Here is a 25,035-nt window from a genome sequence, read left to right on the forward strand (position 1 = left end):
GAAATGGTTTGTGATTGGCTCAGGCTAAATATTCAAGTAGTATTGACACGCATCTTACAAGTCATTAACAAAATGGCGCTCGAAGGAGAGGTTAATGGAAAGTAAAGTAGTTGTACCGGCAGAAGGGCAGAAAATCACGGTTGACGCCCAGGGTAAACTGGTCGTGCCTGCTAATCCGATCATTCCGTTCATCGAAGGTGACGGTATCGGTGTTGATGTTACGCCAGCCATGATTAACGTTGTCGATGCCGCGGTAAACAAAGCCTATCAGGGTAAGCGCAAAATTTCCTGGATGGAAATTTACACCGGTGAGAAATCCACCCAGGTGTATGGTCAAGATGTTTGGTTGCCAGATGAAACGCTGGATCTGATCCGCGAATATCGCGTTGCTATCAAAGGGCCGCTGACTACGCCGGTAGGTGGCGGTATCCGTTCTTTAAACGTGGCACTGCGTCAGCAACTGGATCTGTATGTCTGTCTGCGTCCGGTTCGTTATTATGAAGGTACGCCGAGCCCGGTGAAACAACCCGAACTGACTGACATGGTCATCTTCCGTGAAAACGCTGAAGACATTTATGCCGGCATCGAGTGGAAAGCCGGTACACTGGAAGCGGACAAAGTCATCAAGTTCCTGCAAGACGAAATGGGTGTGAAGAAAATCCGTTTCCCGCAGCAGTGTGGTATCGGTATAAAACCGTGTTCCGAAGCCGGGACCAAGCGTCTGGTTCGTGCTGCCATTGAATACGCTATCACCAATGATCGCGATTCTGTCACGCTGGTGCACAAAGGCAACATCATGAAGTTCACCGAAGGCGCGTTCAAAGACTGGGGTTACCAACTGGCTCGCGAAGAATTCGGCGGCGAATTGATCGACGGTGGGCCGTGGGTGAAAATCAAGAACCCGAAAACCGGCAAAGACATCATTGTTAAAGATGTGATTGCTGATGCCTTCCTGCAGCAGATCCTGTTGCGTCCGGCAGAATACGACGTTATCGCCTGTATGAACCTTAACGGTGACTACATTTCTGATGCGCTGGCAGCTCAGGTTGGCGGGATCGGTATCGCTCCAGGGGCTAACATTGGTGACGAATGTGCACTGTTTGAAGCCACCCACGGTACGGCGCCGAAGTATGCCGGTCAGGATAAAGTGAACCCTGGTTCCGTGATTCTGTCTGCTGAAATGATGCTGCGCCACCTGCAGTGGTTTGAAGCGGCTGACCTGATCGTGAAAGGGATGGAAGGCGCTATCAGGAACAAGACGGTCACCTATGACTTCGAACGTCTGATGGAAGGCGCTACGCTGCGTAAATGTAGCGAGTTCGCTCAGGATATCATCAGCAACATGTAATCTGATGGCGACATCAAGTCAAACCTCACGGCGGCCTGGCTTCCGTGAGGTTTTTTTATCTCTGGCTACGTACGATTCGTGCGGCAAATCTGATGTATCCTCTCTATATACTTACTAATTTTATGGTTGTTCCCTCGCGTTTTTTCCTCCTTTGCTTTTTTGTGCTATCAATTTTGAACCATCACTTTACGTTCTCTTCTCGTTTTTGATGCTTTTTATCCACATTTATCGCCGAGTTTTGATTGTTATAACGCCAGAGGGTGAATAGTGCTTTGTTTCGTTGCTCATTTTGGCATCGAATCAGAATAGAAACTGAGGTTGATATATCATCAGTAGGCTAATTGTTATTTTGATTTTGTACGCCGATTCCCTTAAAGAAAAAGTCTTTTCCAGTATTTAACCGTTCGGAGAGAAAATATCCGGTGATTGGTTGGCTATGAAAAGTTACCGACAATAACATTTTATAGCGATAAGTTATCAAGTTCTGATTGATGATTGGGAATAACGATCTATTAGGATAATTAACCACTTGCGTTTATCGCTATTTTTATTAAAAACAGAGAATCTCAGAAAATGTTGAAAACAGGGTCTTCCTCCTCGTCTGCATTTTGCTATTCTGTTGGCGCTGCCCGATAATTTGCATGAACGATGTGCTCCCTGGTGTGGGGAAGAGACAGAGCAAAGAGGGATAGTAGCCAGTTATCGTTTTAAATTTAATCGAAAGATATCGATGGATTTTATTCGTCGATGATTTTTTTTGCGTGAAAAGTTACGGTAAGTGCCGTCGCGGCAACAGGCTACAATTTTTTCTGACAGAAAAAACAATGGATAATGTGAGGGGAACCCCCATGAGTCGAGCCCCAGCAAATAAAGATGAGACAAGCCGACTTGCGGCATTAAGAGAGTACGGCATTAGCAAGCCGCTGTCTGATCCTGGTTTTGATAATCTTATCAATTTGGCGGCTAACGTTTTTAACGTACCTATCGTGTTGATTTCGCTGGTAGAGGAAGAGCGACAGCTGTTCGCTGCCAGCATTGGTATGCCGATATGCGAGACCTCCAGAGACGAGTCCTTCTGTGCTCATGCGATTCTCAAAAAACGGATCATGGTGATCCCCGATACGCGTAAAGACCCCCGCTTCAAAGATAACCCGCTGGTCACTGGCGAACCGCACATCCGTTTTTATGCCGGTATTCCACTGCGAACACCTGGCGGTTTTCCTATCGGCGTGCTGTGCATCATCGACAATAAACCCCGTTCTTCTCTTAGCGCCCGTGATGCGCATAACTTGCAGGATTTTGCTGCGCTGGTGATGGACAAGCTGGAAATGCGGCGGTTGGATTTGGCGCGCCGGGCTAGTCAGGCACGCTTTGAGAGCATTGCCGAGTCGTCTCCGGACGCCATCCTGTGCGTCAACGACAGAGGGACTATCACCTTCTGGAATGAATCTGCGGAAAAAATGCTGGAATACAACCGCGATCAGATTATCGGCGAGCACATCAGCATCATCGTTCCGGATATGTTTGTTGTGCAGTTGCACCATCTGGCGACGGACAAAACCGCAATTTTTAAAGGCAGTTCAATTGAGCTGGAAACCCGCGCGCTGTCTGGCTCGTTGATATCCACCGAGCTGACGGTGTCCATGTGGCGGGATGGTAACCAGACGCGTTATGGCATCATTCTGCGCGATATGACGGAAAGGCAGCGTTACGAGGAGCGGCTCTTTTTGCAGGCGCACCGTGATCCGCTTACCGGTCTGGCAAATCGAACCTTGCTGACGTCCACGCTGGATCAGGTGCTAAAAAACGGTGAACCTGCCGCCATCATGATTATTGATCTGGATGGCTTTAAAGATATCAATGACAGCCTCGGTCATGCCAGCGGTGACGAAATTTTGGCCAGTGTGGCCAGAAGACTGCAGGACAACGCTCATTCCGGCGATCTGGTTGCCCGCATGGGGGGGGACGAGTTCGCAATATTGTTGCCAAATCAGAGCGATGAAGAGCTGGTTGCGAGACTGGCGGAAAAAATCATTCATGATATTTCGCAAGCCGTTCCCGTTGATGACAAACAAATCAACACGAGCGCCAGTATTGGGCTAGTCATGTACCCGGCGCATGGAACTACTGTGCAGGACTTGCTAACCAGCGCCGATCTGGCGCTGTATCAGGCGAAGGCTGACGGGCGAAACTGCTATCGCTTCTTTACCCGGGAGTTGAGGGAAGTCTTTCAGGCACGTCATGCCTTTCAACTGGAGTTCATCCGGGCGTATGAGCAGGAAGAGTTTGAGGTGTTCTATCAACCTCAGGTCAATCTGGTCAATAACCAGATTGTAGGGGCTGAGGCGTTGCTACGCTGGCGTCATCCCTATAAAGGATTGCTGGGCCCGGCGGCGTTTATGTCAGCACTGGAGCGCGGCCCCTGGGCAGAGCGTATTGGCGATTGGGTTGTGCGTTCAGCCTGTCAACAGGCCTCCGACTGGTGTAAGGCCGGGGCAAAAAATTTCCGGATCAGCATCAATTTGTTTGCAGCGCAGTTCCGCTCAGGCATGCTGGCGCAAAAAATCAGAGATGTGCTGGCGCAAACCGGCTTGAAACCCAGTTCGCTGGAGCTGGAAATTACAGAGAACATCATATTGCGACATGACGAAAATATGATGAAGCCGCTCAATGAGCTGCGTAACAGCGGTATTGGTATCGCGTTTGACGACTATGGGACGGGTTATGCGTCACTCAGTATGTTGAAACATTACCCGGTTACCCGGCTTAAAATCGATCAGACCTTCGTGCGCGCCATGTGCGAGTCAGCACCCGACGCGGCGATTGTCCGCGCTATTCTGTATCTAGGTAAAAGTTTTGGTCTGGATGTGATTGCCGAAGGCGTGGAAACCCAGGACCAGTGTGAAAGATTGCTTAATAAAGGGTGTGAGCAGGCTCAAGGGTATCTGTTTGGTCGGCCGATGCCAGCAGCAGAGTTCGAGAAATTGCTCGACCTGGAGGATACGCCTCTGGGTTGATGCTTCCCCAGTCGATGTAGCCGCGTCGGTCCGTCAGCGAATGGCGGATAAAGCCGGGGCATTTTTTGTCATCAGTGCGGAGCAGTGTGAAAACGGCAGACAGTTTCTGTATTGCTGCCATTAATCATGCCGTTTTAGCATCGATGGTTGGGCTAGAGCGATAGGATGGTGCGGTGGTTAGCCTTGATACAGTGAACACGCCTCCATTATTACATTCGTTATATTTACTTACACCCCGTTTGTGGGTCAGTTAGATACACACCTGATTCCGGATTGCACACAAACTGTACGTCCTGCTAGTTGTCCTTTCAATATAGCGTTCAGAGATAACCCGTGCTCTGAGCATCTGATCCCCTAGTTTTACCCGAATTACGCATAAACAAAAGTGTAAAGTTATGTTAATTTGGTAACATAAAGGTTATGGATGCTTGAAAATGATAGCGCAGCCCATACGATGTGGTTGTTGCAAACACTTTTGTTGCTTTTGCTGAAAGAGGAAATCTTAATCATATGATGCGTATTGCGCTTTTCCTGCTCACCAACCTGGCGGTGATGGTGGTATTCGGGCTGGTACTCAGTCTGACGGGAGTCCAGCACAACAGCATGGCGGGTTTGATTATCATGGCTGGTGTGTTTGGTTTCGGCGGGTCGATTGTTTCGCTGCTGATGTCTAAATGGATGGCGCTGCGCTCCGTCGGCGGTGAGGTGATTGAACAGCCACGTGATGAAACCGAACGCTGGTTACTGGATACCGTGCGGATGCAGTCTCAGCAGGTGGGTATCGCCATGCCACAGGTTGCTATCTATCATGCTCCTGATATCAATGCATTTGCGACAGGCGCCCGTCGCGATAGCTCGCTAGTCGCGGTGAGCACTGGACTATTGCAGAATATGAGCCGTGACGAAGCCGAAGCGGTTATTGCTCATGAGATCAGTCACATCGCTAACGGTGACATGGTTACGATGACGTTGGTACAAGGGGTAGTGAATACCTTCGTTATTTTTATCTCCCGCATTATTGCGCAAATTGTTACCGGTTTTCTTTCCGGCAACCGTGACGATGGTGAAGAGAGTGGTAACGGTAACCCGCTGGTTTACATGGCGGTTTCCATGGTGCTGGAACTGGTATTTGGTATTTTGGCCAGCATCATCACCATGTGGTTCTCCCGCTACCGTGAATTCCATGCTGATGCTGGTTCGGCGAAACTGGTTGGCCGCGAGAAGATGATTGCTGCGTTACAGCGTCTGAAAACCAGCTATGAGCCGCAGGAAGCCGGTAGCATGATGGCGTTCTGCATCAACGGCAAGTCTAAGTCTCTTAGCGAGTTGTTCATGTCGCATCCGCCGCTGGACAAACGTATTGAGGCGCTGCGCGCGGGTGAGTATCTCAAGTAATCCTTGCGCAGTAATCAATCTGCCAGTGTTCAATGAGATGGTTTTATGTGCAAAGGCCCTGCGGGGCCTTTGTTTTTTCTGGTAGTCAGTCTGCTATACCACAGCCTTATCCGATTCCCTGTCTGGCAAAATAATCTTGTGCAAACGCAAACAGTCAGTGAAAAGCGAAAGAATGTTTTATAAAATAAAACCATGATCACGGAAAAGTGAAACATTGTTTCTACAATACCGGTATAACAAGGCGATTTGCCGGAGTGACAGGTTCTTTCACCTGGCGGCGTCTGATTTTTCACGATAAGCGCTAAGGATTTACGGATGGCCAAAGGTAAAAAGCTTTCTTTTACGTTCCATACCTACCAGGACTCAGTCACCGGCACCGAAGTGGTGCGTCTCACCCCTCCCGATGTTATCTGTCACCGCAACTACTTCTACCAGAAGTGTTTTTCCAATGATGGTAGCAAACTGCTGTTTGGCGGAGCATTTGATGGGCCGTGGAACTATTACTTGTTAGACCTGAAAACCCAGCAGGCGACTCAACTGACCGAAGGTACTGGCGACAATACCTTTGGCGGCTTCCTGTCTCCGAACGATGACGCACTTTATTATGTGAAGAATGTCCGCAACCTGATGCGCGTTGATCTTAATACACTGGAAGAAACCAATATCTATCAGGTACCGGATGACTGGGTCGGATACGGTACCTGGGTCGCCAACTCTGACTGCACCAAGATGGTGGGGATCGAGATCAAAAAAGAAGACTGGAAACCGTTGACCGACTGGAAAAAATTCCAGGAGTTCTATTTTACCAACCCGTGTTGCCGTCTCATTCGTATCGATCTCAAAACTGGTGAAGCCACGACCATTTTGCAGGAAAAACAATGGCTGGGTCACCCGATTTACCGTCCTGGCGACGATAATACGGTCGCGTTCTGTCATGAAGGCCCGCATGATCTGGTGGATGCCCGCATGTGGTTTATCAACGAAGATGGCACCAACATGCGCAAAGTGAAAGAGCATGCTCCGGGCGAAAGCTGTACGCATGAATTCTGGGTGCCAAATGGCTCTGCGCTAGCTTATGTTTCTTATCTGAAAGGCAGCACTAACCGCTTTATTTGCAGTGTTGACCCCGTTACGCTGGAAAACCGTCAACTGACAGAAATGCCGCCGTGCTCGCATCTGATGAGTAACTATGATGGCACGTTAATGGTGGGTGATGGCTGCAACGCCCCGGTAGACGTGAAAGATGATGGTGGCTACAAGATTGAAAACGATCCTTTCCTGTATGTGTTCAACATGAAGACCGGGAAACATTTCCAGGTTGCTCAGCACAATACGTCATGGGAAGTGCTGGAAGGCGATCGCCAGGTTACGCACCCGCATCCATCATTTACACCAGACGATAAACATATTCTGTTTACGTCGGATGTCGATGGTAAACCGGCGCTCTATCTGGCCAAAGTGCCTGATTCTGTCTGGCACTAACAGCACCTGCAACCGTGCCCATCGAGGGCGCGGTTTTTTTTCGCTTTACAATAAGATTATTAATCCGGCAGTACTATTGCAGTGAGCAATATTTAATCATGTTGTCTGTTATAGTAATGCCTGATTGCCATATTCAGAGCGTTCCCTTTATACTAAAACAAGTGTTCTATTTTTTTTAAAACAAAAATACTGAGTAGGGTAACCAAAAAAATGGCTATTGCAGATTTAGATAAACAACCCGATTCCGTGTCGTCAGTCTTAAAGGTTTTTGGTATTTTGCAGGCATTAGGCGAAGAGCGTGAAATTGGCATCACTGAACTATCACAACGTGTGATGATGTCTAAAAGTACGGTTTATCGGTTCCTGCAGACGATGAAATCTCTGGGATATGTTGCTCAGGAAGGTGAGTCAGAGAAATATTCGCTGACGCTGAAATTGTTCGAACTGGGTGCTAAAGCATTACAGAATGTGGACTTGATTCGCAGTGCGGATATTCAAATGCGTGAATTGTCGGCATTAACACGCGAAACTATCCACCTTGGTGCGCTGGATGAAGACAGTATTGTCTATATCCATAAAATTGATTCTATGTATAACCTGCGCATGTATTCTCGTATTGGCCGCCGTAACCCGCTGCACAGTACCGCGATTGGTAAGGTATTATTGGCCTGGCGCGATCGTGAAGAGGTGAAAGGCATTCTGTCACATGTCGAGTTCAAACGTAGCACTGTGCACACCATCGGTAGTACGGAAGAACTGTTGCCACAACTTGATCTGGTTCGCCAGCAAGGCTTCGGCGAAGACAACGAAGAGCAGGAAGAAGGGCTGCGTTGTATCGCTGTTCCGGTCTTTGATCGTTTTGGTGTAGTGATTGCCGGTCTGAGTATTTCTTTCCCGACGATCCGTTTTTCAGAAGATAACAAGCATGAGTATGTGGCGATGTTACATACCGCAGCACGCAATATTTCTGATCAAATGGGTTATCACGATTACCCGTTCTGAGAGGGGTGTGTGCATTACCGCTCTCTGGCAATTAGCCTGTCTCAGTGACAGGCTTTTTATGGGCAGAAGCTGCTTTTCAGCCGGGGAATTACGGTATGACTGTCGAATTGTCTGGCGGCACAGTGCTAGAATGCGCGCCTGAGTCAGGTTATGTAACAGGTTTTAGACATGAGTAGTTTTGCTTCAGACATGCTGGAAGTGGTTTTTGTTGCATTGATTGTACTGCTGGTGATCCTGGTGTGGTTCTTTATCAACCGCGCCAGCGTACGGGCCAATGAGCAGATAAGATTGTTGCATGAGATTGTTGAACAGCAGCAACAACAAATCGCGCTACTGCAAGCGCTAGTACCGGTAACGGCAACAGAGCCACAAAGCGTAGAACCAGTAACGGAACAGCCAGTATTGCCTGAAACTAAAGAAAGCGAAGTGGACACCTTGTTCAAGGACATGATCCCTGAGCGGTGATCGTTTGATGTGTAGCGATATACAGCCGAACGGACTCAATACGTCTACATTCTTTGGTGTTTTATCGATTATCTGCCGCCTGTTTTGGCCCAACGGGTGGCATCGCCCGGAGCATGGTGCTACTCTACGCCGTCGGGCTATTATTGGCGTATCTTGCTGACCCGCTATACCGTGCGGCAGCCATCACCATGTTACCTGTCAACAGGATGGGACTGATTTAACAATTGTGGGTTAAATCCTTTCTCTCCAACTTTCTATATATCAAACACAATTATCTTTTGTATGTGGGCTTTCGTGTGGCTCACCACTGCAAATAAGGGAATTTACATGCCTGTTATTACGCTTCCTGACGGCAGTCAGCGTCATTATGACCATGCCGTTTCTCCTCTTGATGTCGCGTTGGATATCGGTCCTGGCCTGGCGAAGGCTTGTATTGCCGGTCGTGTTAATGGTGAATTGGTTGATGCTGTCGATGTGATTGAATCTGACGCACAACTGGCCATCATCACCGCCAAAGATGAAGAGGGGATGGAAATCATTCGCCATTCCTGTGCGCACTTGCTGGGACATGCTATCAAGCAATTGTGGCCAGATACCAAAATGGCAATTGGTCCGGTCATCGACAACGGTTTTTACTATGACGTTGATCTGGAACATACGCTGACACAGGAAGACCTGGAACAGCTTGAAAAGCGGATGCATGAGCTGGCCGGCAAAGACTACGACGTTATTAAGAAAAAAGTCAGTTGGCAGGAAGCGCGTGATACGTTTGTGGCGCGTGGCGAAAGCTATAAAGTGGCGATTCTTGATGAGAATATCAGCCATGATGATCGCCCAGGGCTGTACCATCATGAAGAATATATCGATATGTGCCGTGGCCCGCATGTACCGAATATGCGTTTCTGTCACCACTTTAAATTGCAGAAAACCTCCGGTGCCTACTGGCGCGGTGACAGCAAAAATAAAATGCTGCAGCGTATTTATGGTACCGCCTGGGCGGATAAGAAACAGTTAAGTGCTTACCTGCAACGCCTTGAAGAAGCTGCCAAACGTGACCACCGCAAAATTGGTAAGCAGCTAGACCTGTATCATATGCAGGAAGAAGCGCCGGGTATGGTATTCTGGCACAACGATGGCTGGACGATTTTCCGTGAACTGGAAGCCTTTGTGCGCATGAAGCTCAAAGAATACCAGTATCAGGAAGTCAAAGGTCCGTTCATGATGGACCGTGTGCTGTGGGAAAAAACCGGGCACTGGGAAAACTATAAAGAAGCCATGTTCACGACTTCGTCTGAAAACCGTGAATATTGTGTCAAACCGATGAACTGCCCAGGCCATGTACAGATCTTCAATCAGGGGCTGAAATCCTACCGTGACCTGCCGTTGCGTATGGCGGAGTTCGGCAGTTGCCACCGTAATGAGCCGTCAGGTTCCCTGCATGGTTTGATGCGTGTACGCGGCTTTACGCAGGATGACGCCCATATCTTCTGTACCGAAGAGCAGGTGCGTGACGAGGTAAACAGCTGCATCAAGATGGTCTACGACATGTACAGCACCTTCGGTTTCGAGAAAATCGTGGTGAAACTGTCAACGCGTCCTGAAAAACGTATCGGCAGTGATGACATGTGGGACCGGGCTGAAGAAGACCTTGCTGCGGCATTGACTGAGAACGCCATTCCGTTTGAGTATCAACCGGGTGAGGGTGCGTTCTACGGTCCGAAAATCGAATTTACGTTGCATGACTGTCTGGATCGCGCCTGGCAGTGCGGTACGGTACAGTTGGACTTCTCGTTGCCAGGCCGTCTGAGTGCATCCTATGTCGGCGAAAACAACGAGCGTCAGGTCCCTGTCATGATTCATCGGGCTATTCTCGGGTCGATGGAGCGTTTTATCGGGATTTTGACCGAAGAGTTTGCCGGTTTCTTCCCGACCTGGTTGGCACCGGTTCAGGCTGTTATCATGAATATTACGGATAGCCAGTCTGATTATGTCAGCGAATTGACAAGAAAATTGCAGGATGCGGGCATTCGCGTTAAAGCGGACTTGAGAAATGAGAAGATAGGCTTTAAAATCCGCGAGCACACTTTACGGCGTGTTCCCTATATGCTTGTTTGTGGCGATAAAGAGGTGGAAGCAGGAAAAGTTGCTGTTCGCACCCGCCGCGGCAAAGATCTGGGAAGTTTGGACGTCAGTGAAGTAATCACGAAGCTGCAAGAAGAGATTCGCAGCCGTAGTCTTCATCAGTTGGAGGAATAAGGTATTAAAGGCGGAAAACGAGTTCAACCGGCGCGTCCTAATCGCATCAACAGAGAAATTCGCGCACAAGAGGTACGTCTGACGGGCGTTGATGGCGAACAAATTGGTATTGTTAGCCTGAATGAAGCGTTAGAGAAAGCTGAGGAAGCAGGTGTTGATTTAGTTGAAATCAGCCCGAACGCCGAACCGCCGGTTTGCCGAATCATGGATTACGGCAAGTTCCTTTACGAGAAGAGTAAGGCCACTAAAGAACAGAAGAAGAAGCAAAAAGTTATTCAGGTCAAGGAAATTAAATTCCGGCCTGGTACCGATGATGGCGACTATCAGGTCAAACTACGCAACCTGGTTCGCTTTCTGGAAGATGGTGATAAAGCCAAGATCACACTGCGTTTCCGCGGTCGTGAAATGGCGCACCAACAGATCGGTATCGAAATGCTTAACCGCATTCGTGATGATCTGAATGAATTATCTGTCGTCGAGTCGTTCCCAAGCAAGATCGAAGGGCGTCAGATGATTATGGTGCTGGCACCGAAGAAGAAACAGTAAGGCATTCAAGTAACAACGTCCGCGCTGCCTTCGCGTAGCGCGGTTTTTGTTCGCCTTATCTGATTCATTGTTTAACAATGCGAAGTGGAAATAACAATGCCAAAGATTAAAACTGTACGTGGCGCCGCTAAACGCTTCAAAAAAACCGCCAGCGGTGGTTTCAAGCGTAAGCATGCTAACCTGCGTCATATTCTGACCAAAAAAGCGACCAAACGTAAGCGTCACCTGCGTCCGAAAGCCATGGTTTCCAAAGGCGATCTGGGCCTGGTTGTAGCATGTCTGCCTTACGCATAAGTAACTTTTTTTAACTCAGAATTAAGACTTTAGGAGAGAGCATATGGCTCGCGTAAAACGTGGTGTGGTTGCTCGCGCACGTCACAAAAAGATCCTGAAACAAGCGAAAGGTTACTACGGTGCCCGTTCGCGCGTTTATCGTGTTGCCTTCCAGGCAGTAATCAAAGCTGGTCAGTACGCTTACCGTGACCGTCGTCAGCGTAAGCGTCAGTTCCGCCAGCTGTGGATTGCACGTATCAATGCAGCAGCCCGCCAGAATGGCTTGTCTTACAGCAAATTCATCAATGGCCTGAAAAAAGCCTCTGTTGAAATCGACCGTAAGATTCTGGCTGACATCGCCGTATTCGACAAAGTGGCTTTCAGCGCACTGGTTGAAAAAGCGAAATCAGCTCTGGCGTAAGTCAGATGGAAGAGGGAGCTTGTCTCCCTCTTTTCGTCTCTGCCGCCGTGAAAAAAGCTGACAATGTTCCATTATCGTGGATGAAAGACTTTCAGAACGAGTGAAATTGGTATATTGTCAACGGGTTAGACAGTAATAGCCCATCAACGATGACAGCAAAAGGTAACGCAAGTATGAACACTGCTATTTTCCGTTTCTTTTTTTACTTTAGCGCCTGAACGTCGGGGGCTTTGCGCGTAAGAAGAGAAACGAAAAGTAGCGCCTAAGCCTCCTCCGTGGAGGCTTTTTTATTGGTTCGGATTTCTTGATTCGTAGTCATAATTCGTAGCCATAGTTACGTTTGGCGCACTGAAAACCGTATCTTTCCAATCATGATTGTCGGCCATACAGGCAGAAGAAGAGGAATGCAATGCAACATCTCGCAGAACTGGTTGCTAAAGCCAGAGCAGCCATAGAACAGGCTGGAGACGTCGCCGCACTGGAAAATGTGCGCGTCGAGTTTCTGGGCAAAAAAGGTCACTTAACCCTTCAGATGACCTCGCTGCGCGAGCTGCCTGCTGAAGAACGTCCTGCCGCAGGCGCGGTGATCAATCAGGCGAAGCAGGAAGTACAGGACGCGCTGAATGCGCGTAAGCAAACGCTGGAAAATGCTGAGCTGAATGCTCGTCTGGCCGCGGAAACCATCGATGTCTCACTGCCTGGTCGGACGATGGAAAACGGTGGTCTGCATCCGATTACCCGCACGATTGATCGCATTGAAACCTTCTTTGGCGAGTTGGGATTTGCCGTGGCATCAGGCCCGGAAATCGAAGACGACTATCATAACTTCGATGCATTGAATATTCCCGGACATCACCCGGCGCGCGCTGACCATGACACGTTCTGGTTCGATGCGACCCGTCTGCTGCGTACACAGACATCCGGTGTACAGATTCGTACGATGAAGAAACAGCAGCCGCCGATTCGCATTATCGCACCGGGGCGTGTCTACCGTAACGATTACGATCAGACACACACACCGATGTTCCACCAGATGGAAGGGCTGATCGTGGATAAAAACATCAGCTTCACCAATCTGAAGGGAACGCTGCATGATTTTCTGCGCAACTTCTTTGAGGAAGATTTACAGGTGCGTTTCCGCCCGTCCTACTTCCCGTTTACCGAACCCTCCGCCGAAGTGGATGTGATGGGCAAGAATGGCAAATGGCTCGAAGTACTGGGCTGCGGCATGGTGCATCCAAATGTGTTGCGTAATGTCGGCATCGACCCGGAAGTGTATTCCGGCTTTGCATTCGGTATGGGGATGGAACGTCTGACCATGCTGCGCTACGGCGTGACGGATTTGCGCGCCTTCTTCGAAAACGATTTACGCTTCCTCAAACAGTTTAAATAAGGCAGGAATATCAAGATGAAATTCAGTGAACTCTGGTTACGGGAATGGGTTAACCCAGCTATCAGCAGCGATGCCTTATCTGAACAAATCACGATGGCAGGCCTGGAAGTGGATGGCATCGAGCCGGTCGCGGGGGCTTTCCATGGTGTGGTCGTCGGGGAAGTCGTGGAATGTGCACAGCATCCCAATGCGGACAAACTGCGTGTCACTAAGGTGAATGTTGGCGGTGAGCGCTTGCTGGATATCGTTTGTGGTGCGCCGAATTGCCGTCAAGGGCTCAAGGTGGCGGTAGCCACGGTGGGCGCAGTATTGCCGGGTGATTTCAAAATCAAGGCTGCCAAACTGCGTGGCGAGCCGTCTGAGGGAATGCTGTGTTCTTTCTCCGAACTGGGCATTTCCGAGGATCATAGTGGCATTATCGAACTGCCGTCTGATGCGCCGTTGGGTACTGACATCCGCGAATATCTGAAACTGGATGACCATACCATTGAGATCAGCGTAACCCCTAACCGTGCCGACTGTCTGGGCATTTTGGGGGTGGCGCGTGACGTTGCAGTATTAAATGCGATGGAACTGACTACGCCGACGACTGAACCGGTGCCTGCTACGATTACCGATCAATTCCCGATTCAGGTTGAAGCGAGTGACGCCTGCCCGCGTTATTTGGGGCGAGTGGTCAAAGGTATCAATGTGAAAGCGGCTACGCCGTTGTGGATGCGTGAAAAACTGCGCCGCTGTGGTATCCGCTCCATCGATCCGGTGGTGGATGTCACTAACTATGTCTTGCTGGAACTCGGTCAGCCGATGCATGCGTTTGACCTTAATCGCCTGGAAGGCGGTATTGTGGTTCGCATGGCGAAAGAAGGGGAAACTCTGCGCCTGCTGGACGGCACTGACGCTACCCTGAGCGCGGATACACTGGTGATTGCCGATCATCAAAAAGCGCTGGCGATGGGTGGGATTTTCGGTGGTGAACATTCTGGCGTAAATGGTGACACGCAAGATGTGCTGCTGGAATGCGCCTATTTTAATCCGCTGTCGATTACAGGGCGTGCCCGCCGTTATGGTCTGCATACGGATGCATCACATCGCTATGAGCGTGGTGTGGATCCGGCATTGCAGTATCAGGCAATCGAGCGTGCGACGCGTCTGCTACTGGATATTTGCGGCGGTGACGCTGGCCCGGTCGTGGATGTGACCAGTGAGAAAGATTTACCGGCACGCGCGACCATTACGCTGCGCCGCGAAAAGCTGGATCGGTTGATTGGTCATGTGATTTCCGATGAGAAAGTCAGCGATATTCTTAACCGTCTGGGTTGTCAGGTGACGAAAACCGCGGATGGCTGGCAGGCGGTTGCGCCGAGCTGGCGTTTCGATATGGCTATCGAGGAAGATTTGGTGGAAGAAGTAGCGCGTATTTACGGCTACAACAACATTCCGAATATTCCTACTCAAGCGCCGCTGAAGATGACGCAACATCGCGAGGCGAGTCTGACGCTTAAGCGTGTGAGAACGTTGTTGGTGGATCGCGGTTTTCAGGAAGCGATCACCTACAGCTTCGTTGACCCTAAAATTCAGTCGCTGATTCATCCCGGTGAAGAGGCGTTGATTCTGCCGAGCCCGATTTCGGTAGAAATGTCCGCTATGCGCCTGTCTCTGTGGAGTGGGTTGTTGGGAGCGGTGGTGTATAACCAGAACCGTCAACAAAGCCGTCTGCGTGTGTTTGAGAGCGGTTTACGCTTTGTTCCAGACCAGAGTGCCGATTTGGGCGTGCGTCAGGAAACTATGCTGGCAGGGGTTATCACAGGGACTCGCTACGAAGAGCATTGGGATCTGGCACGTCAGACCGTTGACTTCTATGATTTGAAAGGCGATTTGGAAGCGGTATTGGCATTGACTGGGAAACTGTCTGCGATTGAGTTTCGCGCAGAGAGCCACTCAGCATTGCACCCAGGGCAGAGCGCGGCTATTTATCTGGCTGGCGAGCGTATCGGTTATATCGGTGTTGTTCATCCGGAACTGGAGCGCAAGCTGGACTTGAACGGTCGTACCGTGGTGTTTGAAGTGCTGTGGGATAAGCTCGCTGATCGTGTGGTGCCAGAGGCGGCGGACATTTCTCGTTTCCCGGCAAACCGTCGTGATATCGCTGTAGTAGTGGCTGAAAGCGTGCCTGCTGGCGATGTTTTGAACGAGTGCAAGAAAGTTGGCGCAAATCAGTTAGTTGGCGTAAACTTATTTGACGTGTACCGGGGCAAGGGCGTAGCGGAAGGGTATAAGAGTCTTGCTATCAGTCTGGTATTGCAGGATACCGCTCGTACACTGGCAGAAGAGGAAATTGCCGCTACCGTTGCGCAATGTGTAGCAGCACTAAAACAGCGATTCCAAGCATCCTTGAGGGATTAACCTATGGCGCTTACTAAAGCTGAAATGTCTGAATACCTGTTTGAAAAGCTTGGGCTCAGCAAACGGGATGCCAAAGAGCTCGTCGAGTTGTTTTTCGAAGAAGTCCGGCGCGCTCTGGAAAATGGTGAGCAGGTTAAGTTGTCGGGGTTTGGCAACTTTGATTTGCGGGACAAGAACCAGCGCCCGGGACGTAACCCAAAAACCGGCGAAGATATTCCGATTACGGCGCGTCGGGTCGTTACGTTCCGTCCAGGGCAGAAATTAAAGAGCAGAGTGGAAAACGCGTCACCCAAAGAGTCCTGATTTGACAAAAAGGCCGCATTAGCGGCCTTTTCCTTTTACAGAATCGTCTGAAAATGTAGTAGTCGATTCAGGCCTTTTTACTACTTGAGCTGAACTATTAACGCTGAACGACTTTTCGCAGAACTATTTGCGCGGGCGTTGCGGCGCAGCAGGCGCAGGTCTGCGGTCATCTAACAGATGTCGGATGGCCAGTATCGGATGGTGCAACAGCATTCTTGGCCCGGCCCACCGCATGACAACCTTGATTTCCTCTCGTTTCGCAGGCTGATAGCAATGGATCGGACACTGCTTGCAGGCGGGTTTATTTTCCCCGTAGTAACATTTTTTTAGCCGGTTTAAGGCGTAGTCCTGCAGCCTGACATAATACTCCGTATCATCGGCAGGGGCTGGAAAGGTACGTTCATACAACGTGATCATTGCCTGAATGGTACGGATTTCCCGTTGAATGCGTTTGCCGGAGGAAGAAGACATCGCTGCGCTCCCATGGTGACCATTAAGTTGCATAATAAATGCATTTTAATCGAGAAACACAATCTTGTCGCCGCTTAAGGTGCTCCACGTGTCGCCAGCCAGGACAACAATGACCCCAATGTCACCATGATAACGCCTTGCCAGAACGTCACCGAAGGGGTGGTTTGTAGCCATAGCGCCGCCATCAGCGTCGTCAGTACCGGGGTAAAATAAGATGCCGTTGCCAGCAATGCCATGTTGCCGCGTTGAATACCAGTATCCCATGCGGCATAGGCCAATGCCGTTGACCCCCCGATAAATAGCAATTCGAGCAGAGTGCGCATCGAGAAAGTACGCATTGAGAAAGCGAATGTCGGCGCATCACTGTGTAGATATTGTCCCCATAACACCGCTGCCGTAACGATGAAAAACAGCAGGATGCCACTTTTCCCGTTGCCGAAACGGCGCGAGATATTACAGTACAACGCCCAGACCAGCGCAGCGGCCAGTGCCATGGAATAAGCCAGCGGGTTGCTGCTGACATTCTGCCACATCAGGGTGGGAGTCCAGTCACCGTTACCTTTCAGAATCCATAGAATACCGACTATCGACAGGGCAAGGCCCGGCCACAGCCATAATCGAGTTTTCTGTTGATTGATAAACAGTGAAAACAGAATGGTCAGGCAAGGCCACAGGTAATTAATCATTCCCAGCTCCATGGCCTGCAGACGGTTTTGTGCCATCCCAATCGACAATGAAAAACAGATTTCGTAGCTGACGAATAAGGCTCCGCCGAGTAACAGGTAGATCCTGGCATGAGTACGAAAGGAGGGACGATGCCGGAACAACAGCAAGCATATCGCGCTGGTCGTATAAATCATGGCCGCGCCGCCTAGCGCACCGAGTGCTTCGGTCAGACTACGGATCACCCCAACAGAGGTGCTCCAGAGGACGATTGCCAGCAAACCAGCTAGCGTAGCGCGACGAGGGGTTATGGGTATCATTAGTGGTTATCGACTGTCATTTTATTGATTATCAATGGTTATTTATTACCAATGGCTATTGGCTATCATGTGGCAATAAAACGGGCAGATGCCAGTGAGTCGCATCTGCCCGGGGAGATTAACGTGGTGAAGGCTATTAACGCCAGAAGTCGTCAAAAACGGTAATTGGCGGGCGGCGTTTATGCTCGGTTCTGCGATACCAACCTTCAATAACCGCGACGTCAATCGGATCAAGCTGTTTGCCTTCCAGATAATCGTCAATTTTCTCGTACGTGATGCCGAGAGCCATCTCATCCGGTAATGAGGGACGATCATCTTCCAGGTCCGCCGTTGGTGCCTTGGTATAAAGGTGGGACGGACAACCCAGTAGCGTGAGTAAGGCTTTACCTTGCCGTTTGTTGAGACGGAAAATCGGGTTAATGTCGGTACCGCCGTCACCGTACTTGGTGAAAAAACCGGTGACGGCTTCCGCTGCATGGTCGGTACCTACGACCAATCCAGCGTTCATGCCAGCGATGCTGTACTGTGCTTTCATGCGCTCACGCGCTTTTTCGTTGCCTTTGACGAAGTCAGACAACTCGATGCCGATAGCGCGCAGCGTCGCTTCACTGGCATCTACCGCCGGTTTGATATTGACGGTCAGCACCTGATCGGGCTGGATAAACTGAATCGCATCCTGACAGTCCTGCTCATCGGCTTGCACGCCATACGGTAACCGTACCGCAATAAAGCGATAATCGGCTTTGCCGGTTTCCTGGCGCAACTCGGTGATAGCGGTCTGGCATAATTTGCCGGTTAGTGTCGAATCCTGCCCGCCGCTAATCCCCAGTACCAGGCTTTTGATGAACGGGTGCGCCTTAAGATAATTCTTTAAAAAATCAACGCTCACCCGAATTTCCTGTGCCGGATCAATCGCGCTTTTTACCCCGAGCGCCCGAATGATTTCTTTCTGTAATGACATGTCCACCCCCTACTGAACCTATTGATGTACCAGAACAATTATTGACATCGCCAAAGAGTAACGTTAATTCCGACGGAGTAAAAGAACAAGAAAAAGCCGGTAATTTTACAGTGATTCGGAGGCTTTTTCGCCAATTATCAGCCTGTTGAAAGACAATAAGGGATTTGAAAAAGCTGTGGTGGCTATCTAGTCTTAGCAACACTGATCGCGAATGAGTGAGGTCATTCCATGAAGAAGCGTGATTTATTCCTGTGTATCGCAGCAAGTACCCTGATGCTTTCTGGGTGTGTGGCTTACGATCGTGCAGAAAATTTTTTCACTAAACCGGTGGTGAAGGACGTGAAAAAAGGCATGAGCCGTCAGGAGGTGAATCAGATTGCCGGACCTGCATCGACGCAAGCCACGATGCTTCATGCTCGGGGAACCTGTAATACTTATGTGCTAGGTACACGCGACGGTAAGGTGCAGTATTACTTTGTCAGCTTTGATGAGACCGGACATGTACTGAACAAGGGGTTCCAGAGCTGCCAGGAGTACGACACCAATCCAAAATTCTAAGTGGTAAAAACCATGCCGACGCGAGGAATATCAATGTCGTCGGCATGGTTTTATCACATTATGGCAGGGATTAACGATGAGTTAGCGCCGTATCATCATCCGTGTTAAACACGGCTTTATCGGTTTGTCTGAGCAACTGGCTGGTCACGGTGCCTGCTGTCATAGAGCCGCTGACGTTCAGTGCGGTACGGCCCATATCGATAAGCGGTTCAATTGAAATCAGCAGTGCCACCAGTGTTACGGGTAAGCCCATGGCTGGCAGGACAATCAACGCAGCGAAGGTGGCTCCACCGCCAACCCCCGCGACACCGGCTGAACTGAGGGTGACAATGCCAGCCAGCGTGGCTATCCACATTGGGTCCCACGGATTGATACCGACCGTTGGGGCGACCATGACGGCCAGCATCGCCGGATATAACCCCGCGCAACCATTCTGACCGATGGTGGTACCAAATGACGCGGCAAAGCTCGCAATAGATTCTGGTACGCCGATACGGCGCGTTTGCGCTTCAATATTCAGCGGGATAGTGGCGGCGCTGGAACGGCTGGTAAACGCGAAGCTCAGCACCGGCCAGACTTTGCGGTAGAAGCGGGCAGGGTTGATGCCCGTCAACGCCAGTAACACGGCATGCACGCCAAACATTAATCCCAGACCAAGATAGGATGCCACCACAAAGCCACCGAGCTTGAGGATATCTTGCAGGTTAGAGCTGGCGACCATTTTGGTCATCAATGCCATCACGCCATAAGGTGTGAGGCGCATAACCAGACGGACCAGCTTCATTACCCAGGATTGTAAGGTATCAATCGCCGTCAGTACGCGTTCACCTTTCACCGCATCGTCTTTGACCAGGTGCAGGGCGGCGACACCAAGGAAGGCCGCGAAAATAACCACGCTGATGATTGACGTCGGGTTGGCGCCGGTCAGGTCGGCAAACGGGTTTTTCGGAATAAACGACAGCAACAGTTGTGGTACGTTCAGGTCTGCGACCTTACCAACATAACTCGTCTGGATAGTCGATAGCCGTGCGGTTTCCTGTGAGCCTTGCACTAGCCCTGAGGCGGTAAGCCCAAACAGATTGGTCACGAAGATACCGATTAAGGCGGCGATCAGCGTGGTAAACAACAGCGTACCGAGAGCCAGCAGGCTGATTTTCCCCAGCGATGATGCGTTGTGTAGGCGTGCCACTGAATTAAGAATCGACACGAATACCAGCGGCATCACGATCATTTGCAGTAATTGCACGTAGCCGTTGCCAACGATGTTGAACCAGGCGATGGATTGTTTGATGACAGGGTTGTCATCACCATAAATCAGGTGTAATACCAGTCCAAACAACACGCCAGTAACCAGCCCCAGCAGTACCTTTTTAGACAGACTCCAGTTTTTATTACCGCCATACCCTAGTGCGAAAAGTAGCATAGCAAAAACAAGCACATTGATTATCAGCGGAAAATTCATCCCACTACTCCTTTTTTAATGTTTATCACCGCTACGGTCAGAAGGAAACGTAGCCAGCGCAGTAGAATAGCAGGTCTTTTATATTGCGGTTATAGAGATAACTAACATTGATTAAACCGAATGGAATAACGAGGTGGCGTTGATTTAACGCATCAGTAATTCATGCAATTGTTGGCCGAATTGCTGCAACCAGCGCGCAGGTTCGCCGTAGTGCCAGGATTCCAGCGGTTGTTGTGGTTGCCATAACATAAACAGAATAAGGCCTACGCACAGTATGCGCTCCAGTTGGTTCCCTTTATCACTATTGAGAATGGGCAGACGAAAGCGCCAGCGGCACGGCCATAACAGTGGTACGCCGGCAGTCGTCAGCATATCTGCGACAATATGGCTTAAATACCCCACGATCATGGCATGGTAGACATCACCCGGTAAGGGCCAGTCGACCGGTAGCCGGGTACGAATAACATAGACGCCGAGCAATATCGCCAACAGGCTATGTGTAAAACCGCGATGGCCACACAACCTGGCGATCGGTACGGAAATCCATTTCAGGCGCTGACCCAGAATCGACTTAGGGTGATCGATGTCGGGCAACAGAGCCGTTAGCATTGCGGCGGGAATAATATGCCACCAGTCACCCGCTGCCAGAGCGGGCGAGAGTTCTGCTTTCTTTGCAAAGATTGCGCTGGCTACGGCAAACAGGAGGTGGCCTTCCGCGGTCATGAAACATCTCAAAAACTGTCATTTTATACAGTATAAGAGATTGCAACAGTTGACGGAAGGTGTGACGCTGTAACCAGTTATATTTTATCTGGTTGATTCCCGGTCTTTTTATCTAATTGCAGTGATTTTATCCAGTTATTCAATAGCTGTGGCCAGATAGCCGCAGGTAGTCCGGTTGTCCCTCGGATACCAAAGCCATGTTTCCCTTGTTCAAACAGATGGATTTCAGCCGGAATGTGGTGCTCTCGCAGTGCCGCCAGCATCACCAGGCTGTTGTCTACTGGCACCGAGGGGTCATCAATCGCATGTACCAAAAATGTCGGTGGCGTTTGTGTACTGACCTGTTTTTCTGCGGAATAACGCTGAATTTGTGCGTCGCTGGGGTGGGAACCTATCAGCGCTTTGCGTGAGCCTGGATGGGCAATATTTTCCTGCATAGAGATGACGGGATACATCAGCACCATAAAGTCGGGGCGGGCACTGGCGTAGTCTATTTCGTCCCGAGCCGGATAAACGGTTTGAGCAAAACGGGTGCCCAGGCTGGCCGCAACATGCCCACCGGCAGAGAATCCCATCACGCCGATATGGTGCGGGTTAATACGCCATTGTGCGGCATGGGTGCGCAAAGTGCGGATCGCACGTTGAGCATCGGCCAGTGGCGCATCGGCACCTTCCTGATGGCCATCGGCTGGCATACGGTAGGTCATAACGAACAGGGTGTAACCTTGTTGAGTGAAATACGGTGCCAGGTCACTGCCTTCTTTATCCAGTACAACACGCTGGTAAGAGCCGCCAGGAGTAATTAATAGGGCGGTACCGTTAGGGTTTTCTGGCGCATAAACCGTGATTTCTGGTCGGCGTATGCCGGTTACGGCACGGTCTGGCAATGTGGGGTCTTTGCTGCGCTCTACTACTTGCTGCTGTACTGATGATGTGACCGCACCGGGAGCGTCGCCTTGCGGCCATACCGGGAAGGTGGTGTCGGCGAAGGTGAGTCCACTGACAGACATGATAAGTGTTCCTGTAATGAATTTGCGTAGTGACATGGCCGTTTATCCATTGCGTTTATTGAGTCAGTATGACGGTGGAGGGGATAAAAAAACAGGTAAACATTTCATCGAAGAGAATAAAATGTTTACCCAAACTGGCGAGTAAAATTATTTCCCATAAAGGGAAATAGGCACAGAAATTTAAAATGACGAATTGATGGTTTGGTTAATTCCTGGCAGATATTAACCTGGATAATAAAAATGTCGTACTAATAACATGGTTATTATCCGTTTTGACGCAATATTCCAGACGTCGTAGTCAGTAAATTAGAAGCTGTACTGCACACCGACACGGTAACGCGTTTGACGTTCATCGGTGGATTTAGAACCGGCAACGTTACCCACTTCAACATAAGGTTTCCAATTCTTGTCCCATTTATAAGACAATTTCACGTTATGAGTGATTTCGTAATCATCGTTGTCGGCAAGAACAACCTCACCTGAGGTGGCTTTTTTATATTCCAGCTCGTAACCGATGGTGTAAGCCTGCAGGAAGGTATAATCGATATTACCGGTTAAGGTATAACCTTTGTCTGTCGTATCATCCTTACCAATATTGCCACTATTACGTTTGAAGTAAGGACGATAACGTAACGCGACAGATAAATCATCGGTGACATTAGCACGACCGCGAATGTAAGGGCGATAGTTGTTGCCGGATGATCCTGATTCTAAAGACAAACCTGGCTCAATGGAAAAGGTGTTGTTGAATTTGTAAACATAACTGGCAATCACTTCAGTACCATTGCTGACTTGCTCATTAAAGGGCTTATCCGGCGTTTTGTCATTGCTGGATTGCGCCCATTTCACTTCAGAAGATAATCCGAAGCCATTAGCAAAGCGATGAGCAATTGTCAGGCGGTCTTTATGACCCGCTTTAGCGGTATCCTGCATTTCATGACGATAATCGATGGATACAGCTAAAGCGTTAACGCTAACCAGAGATGCAACAGCCAAAGTTAATAATTTAATCTTCATTGTATTTTCCCTATATATACATAGATAAAGAAAAGAATAAAAAAATAAAATCGATGTGTTCTTATGGAACGAGTTCTATTTTATGTATTATTTAATTTCGTTTTGTGATCTTGATCTTTTAGAATCACAATAAATTCAAAATCATTTCAAATTGTGACGATGATCGACAGAATGATTCATTTTGTTTCAATTTAAATAAAAAAGCCCCGGCTTAGCGCACGGGGCTTTAAATAGAAAATCAAATGGAAATTATTCTTTCATTGCACGTTTCAGAATACGATCAGCCTGGCGTTGGAAATATTTAGCCGTTTCTTCCACAGATTTCTGACCATAATCGATATACTGAATGGCATCACCAAACAATGCGACAATTTGTGGGTCATCGAAATAAGGTGATGTCTTGGTTTCATGTGGTAAAGACAATGCCAGATTCAGACCAGCAACTGACGGATCGTTATCTTTGATCACACCATCAGCACGCAATTGAGCGACGGCGGCTTTGCTCAACGGTACACCACGCTCCAGGCCCAACGCCTGAATCCCTTCTTTGCTGTTCAACAGGTAATTGATCAGCATGGCTGCTTCTTTCGGATGCTTGCTGGATTTGCCGATAGACAACATTTGAGCCGGTTTGAAGAACAGCCCTGCCTCTTTAGCACCTGGCAGCATGGGGTAGGAGCCTAACTCCAGTTTGGCCGGTGGCTGCAGGTTGTCGGAGTATTTGGTGATGGTGGAGTTCCACATGTAAGTGCCGCCCCAGTCACCCGCAATCCATGGCTTCATTTCATACATGTTGCTCTTGCCAAACGAAGCGTAGTACTTCGCAGACGGCATGACGTGGGAGTCAACCAGCTTTTTATACGTCTCGAAGAATTCTACCCACTGTGCGTCGGTATAAGAGAATTTCTTGTTCTTCTCGTCTACCGCCGGGATGTTGTATTTCTGAACCATGTAGGAGTTCAGCAGAGCCAGAGAATCCTGATGTTCCAGTACCAGCGGGTAGAATTGGTCGCCCAGTTTTTCCTTGAAGACTTTACCGGCGTTCATCAACTCATCCCAGTTTTTCGGGTAAGTTAAGCCGGATTTCTTCCAGGTTTCGGTGTTGTAATAGAACACACGTGCTGTCACCGAGATCGGAATCCCGTTCAGTTTGCCGTCGACCGTTGTGGCCTGCAGTTCTTTCGCGTCAAATTGCGACAGATCCAATACGTCTTTCACTTTGTTCAGGTCGTAGAAACCGTCACCCGTGCGGGAGAAAATCGGCAGCCAGTTCCAGTTGGTCTGCATCACATCCGGCTCGGTATTGCCCGCGATTTGGGTAGTCAGGCGGGACAGGTGACCATCCCAGCCGGTGTATTCTGCTTTAACTTTGATGTCCGGGTACTTTTTCTGGAATTCCTCGATGGCTTTCAGTGTCACCTGGTGACGACCGTTACCGCCCCACCATGACATGCGCAGGTCAACCTGGTCAGCAGCAAAAGACTGGTGCGCCATCAGCGCCAGAGAAGAGGCAATTAATGTCCGTAGGATCACTTTTTTCATCGGT

General features: G+C 49.5%; 23 protein-coding genes and 1 other annotated feature. Of the genes, 15 read left to right on the forward strand and 8 right to left on the reverse strand.

Features of this window, described 5'->3' with window-relative positions; translation table 11 throughout:
- Nucleotides 1-94 precede the first annotated feature (94 nt).
- The 14 genes from icd to ihfA all read left to right on the forward strand — a co-directional run bounded on the left by icd (nt 95) and on the right by ihfA (nt 16,304).
- Nucleotides 95-1,348, forward strand: coding sequence for an NADP-dependent isocitrate dehydrogenase (icd, locus tag DZE2538_RS08750; protein ID WP_038916128.1), 1,254 nt, complete (start codon nt 95-97; stop codon nt 1,346-1,348).
- Nucleotides 1,349-2,196: 848 nt separating this feature from the next.
- The gene (locus DZE2538_RS08755; protein ID WP_023639589.1) at nt 2,197-4,365 is read left to right on the forward strand and encodes a sensor domain-containing phosphodiesterase; all 2,169 of its coding nucleotides are present in this window, start codon (nt 2,197-2,199) and stop codon (nt 4,363-4,365) included.
- A 510-nt stretch (nt 4,366-4,875) separates the two neighbouring features.
- A complete protein-coding gene (gene htpX, locus DZE2538_RS08760) occupies nt 4,876-5,760 on the forward strand; it encodes a protease HtpX (RefSeq protein ID WP_023639590.1) in 885 nt (294 codons plus the stop codon).
- Nucleotides 5,761-6,075: 315 nt separating this feature from the next.
- Nucleotides 6,076-7,242: an oligogalacturonate lyase gene (gene ogl / locus DZE2538_RS08765; protein WP_012884619.1), complete on the forward strand. Its 1,167-nt coding sequence runs from the start codon at nt 6,076-6,078 to the stop codon at nt 7,240-7,242.
- Nucleotides 7,243-7,452: 210 nt separating this feature from the next.
- Complete coding sequence (gene kdgR, locus DZE2538_RS08770) at nt 7,453-8,244, forward strand: DNA-binding transcriptional regulator KdgR (RefSeq protein ID WP_012884620.1); 792 nt, start codon at nt 7,453-7,455, stop codon at nt 8,242-8,244.
- A 168-nt stretch (nt 8,245-8,412) separates the two neighbouring features.
- Nucleotides 8,413-8,709: a YebO family protein gene (locus tag DZE2538_RS08775; protein ID WP_016941464.1), complete on the forward strand. Its 297-nt coding sequence runs from the start codon at nt 8,413-8,415 to the stop codon at nt 8,707-8,709.
- 327 nt (nt 8,710-9,036) lie between these two features.
- Nucleotides 9,037-10,965 carry a threonine--tRNA ligase gene (gene thrS, locus DZE2538_RS08780; protein WP_019845552.1) on the forward strand — a complete coding sequence of 643 codons (1,929 nt, stop codon included), beginning with the start codon at nt 9,037-9,039 and terminating at the stop codon, nt 10,963-10,965.
- Between the two features lie 3 nt (nt 10,966-10,968).
- Nucleotides 10,969-11,511: a translation initiation factor IF-3 gene (gene infC, locus DZE2538_RS20335; RefSeq protein ID WP_012884623.1), complete on the forward strand. Its 543-nt coding sequence runs from the start codon at nt 10,969-10,971 to the stop codon at nt 11,509-11,511.
- A gap of 96 nt (nt 11,512-11,607) precedes the next feature.
- Nucleotides 11,608-11,805 carry a 50S ribosomal protein L35 gene (gene rpmI, locus DZE2538_RS08790; RefSeq protein WP_016941461.1) on the forward strand — a complete coding sequence of 66 codons (198 nt, stop codon included), beginning with the start codon at nt 11,608-11,610 and terminating at the stop codon, nt 11,803-11,805.
- A gap of 43 nt (nt 11,806-11,848) precedes the next feature.
- Nucleotides 11,849-12,205 (forward strand): 50S ribosomal protein L20, encoded by a 357-nt coding sequence (rplT, locus tag DZE2538_RS08795; RefSeq protein WP_012769671.1) that lies wholly within the window; start codon nt 11,849-11,851, stop codon nt 12,203-12,205.
- Nucleotides 12,206-12,373: 168 nt separating this feature from the next.
- Nucleotides 12,374-12,497, forward strand: a sequence feature (Phe leader region).
- Entirely contained in the window at nt 12,379-12,423 is a 45-nt protein-coding gene (gene pheM / locus DZE2538_RS20845; RefSeq protein WP_133845469.1) for a pheST operon leader peptide PheM, read from the forward strand. (Overlaps the previous feature by 45 nt.)
- Before the next feature lie 117 nt (nt 12,498-12,614).
- Nucleotides 12,615-13,598: a phenylalanine--tRNA ligase subunit alpha gene (gene pheS, locus DZE2538_RS08800; protein WP_012884624.1), complete on the forward strand. Its 984-nt coding sequence runs from the start codon at nt 12,615-12,617 to the stop codon at nt 13,596-13,598.
- Nucleotides 13,599-13,613: 15 nt separating this feature from the next.
- Nucleotides 13,614-16,001 (forward strand): phenylalanine--tRNA ligase subunit beta, encoded by a 2,388-nt coding sequence (gene pheT / locus DZE2538_RS08805; protein WP_023639592.1) that lies wholly within the window; start codon nt 13,614-13,616, stop codon nt 15,999-16,001.
- A 3-nt stretch (nt 16,002-16,004) separates the two neighbouring features.
- Entirely contained in the window at nt 16,005-16,304 is a 300-nt protein-coding gene (gene ihfA, locus DZE2538_RS08810) for an integration host factor subunit alpha (RefSeq protein ID WP_012769674.1), read from the forward strand.
- Nucleotides 16,305-16,427: 123 nt separating this feature from the next.
- Here the strand turns inward: ihfA and DZE2538_RS08815 are convergent, their stop codons facing one another.
- The 3 genes from DZE2538_RS08815 to nadE form a co-directional block, all read right to left on the reverse strand.
- A complete protein-coding gene (locus DZE2538_RS08815; protein ID WP_038916129.1) occupies nt 16,428-16,775 on the reverse strand; it encodes a nitrous oxide-stimulated promoter family protein in 348 nt (115 codons plus the stop codon).
- Nucleotides 16,776-16,849: 74 nt separating this feature from the next.
- Nucleotides 16,850-17,758 (reverse strand): aromatic amino acid DMT transporter YddG, encoded by a 909-nt coding sequence (gene yddG / locus DZE2538_RS08820; protein WP_080638973.1) that lies wholly within the window; start codon nt 17,756-17,758, stop codon nt 16,850-16,852.
- Between the two features lie 136 nt (nt 17,759-17,894).
- Nucleotides 17,895-18,719 (reverse strand): ammonia-dependent NAD(+) synthetase, encoded by an 825-nt coding sequence (gene nadE / locus DZE2538_RS08825; RefSeq protein WP_019845558.1) that lies wholly within the window; start codon nt 18,717-18,719, stop codon nt 17,895-17,897.
- A gap of 228 nt (nt 18,720-18,947) precedes the next feature.
- On the opposite strand from nadE, the gene osmE reads away from it, so the two are divergent.
- The gene (gene osmE / locus DZE2538_RS08830; protein WP_019845559.1) at nt 18,948-19,277 is read left to right on the forward strand and encodes an osmotically-inducible lipoprotein OsmE; all 330 of its coding nucleotides are present in this window, start codon (nt 18,948-18,950) and stop codon (nt 19,275-19,277) included.
- Nucleotides 19,278-19,347: 70 nt separating this feature from the next.
- Here the strand turns inward: osmE and DZE2538_RS08835 are convergent, their stop codons facing one another.
- The 5 genes from DZE2538_RS08835 to DZE2538_RS08855 form a co-directional block, all read right to left on the reverse strand.
- A complete protein-coding gene (locus DZE2538_RS08835) occupies nt 19,348-20,739 on the reverse strand; it encodes an L-cystine transporter (protein WP_019845560.1) in 1,392 nt (463 codons plus the stop codon).
- Nucleotides 20,740-20,883: 144 nt separating this feature from the next.
- On the reverse strand, nt 20,884-21,462 hold the full coding sequence (locus tag DZE2538_RS08840; RefSeq protein ID WP_023639595.1) for a metal-dependent hydrolase: 579 nt from the start codon (nt 21,460-21,462) through the stop codon (nt 20,884-20,886).
- Nucleotides 21,463-21,539: 77 nt separating this feature from the next.
- A complete protein-coding gene (gene paeX, locus DZE2538_RS08845) occupies nt 21,540-22,508 on the reverse strand; it encodes a pectin acetylesterase PaeX (protein WP_038916130.1) in 969 nt (322 codons plus the stop codon).
- A gap of 270 nt (nt 22,509-22,778) precedes the next feature.
- A complete protein-coding gene (gene kdgM, locus DZE2538_RS08850) occupies nt 22,779-23,489 on the reverse strand; it encodes an oligogalacturonate-specific porin KdgM (protein ID WP_038916131.1) in 711 nt (236 codons plus the stop codon).
- Between the two features lie 249 nt (nt 23,490-23,738).
- The gene (locus DZE2538_RS08855; RefSeq protein ID WP_019845565.1) at nt 23,739-25,031 is read right to left on the reverse strand and encodes an ABC transporter substrate-binding protein; all 1,293 of its coding nucleotides are present in this window, start codon (nt 25,029-25,031) and stop codon (nt 23,739-23,741) included.
- Nucleotides 25,032-25,035: the final 4 nt, after the last annotated feature.

The organism is Dickeya zeae NCPPB 2538 (genome assembly GCF_000406165.1).
Taxonomy (GTDB): Bacteria; Pseudomonadota; Gammaproteobacteria; order Enterobacterales; family Enterobacteriaceae; genus Dickeya; species Dickeya zeae.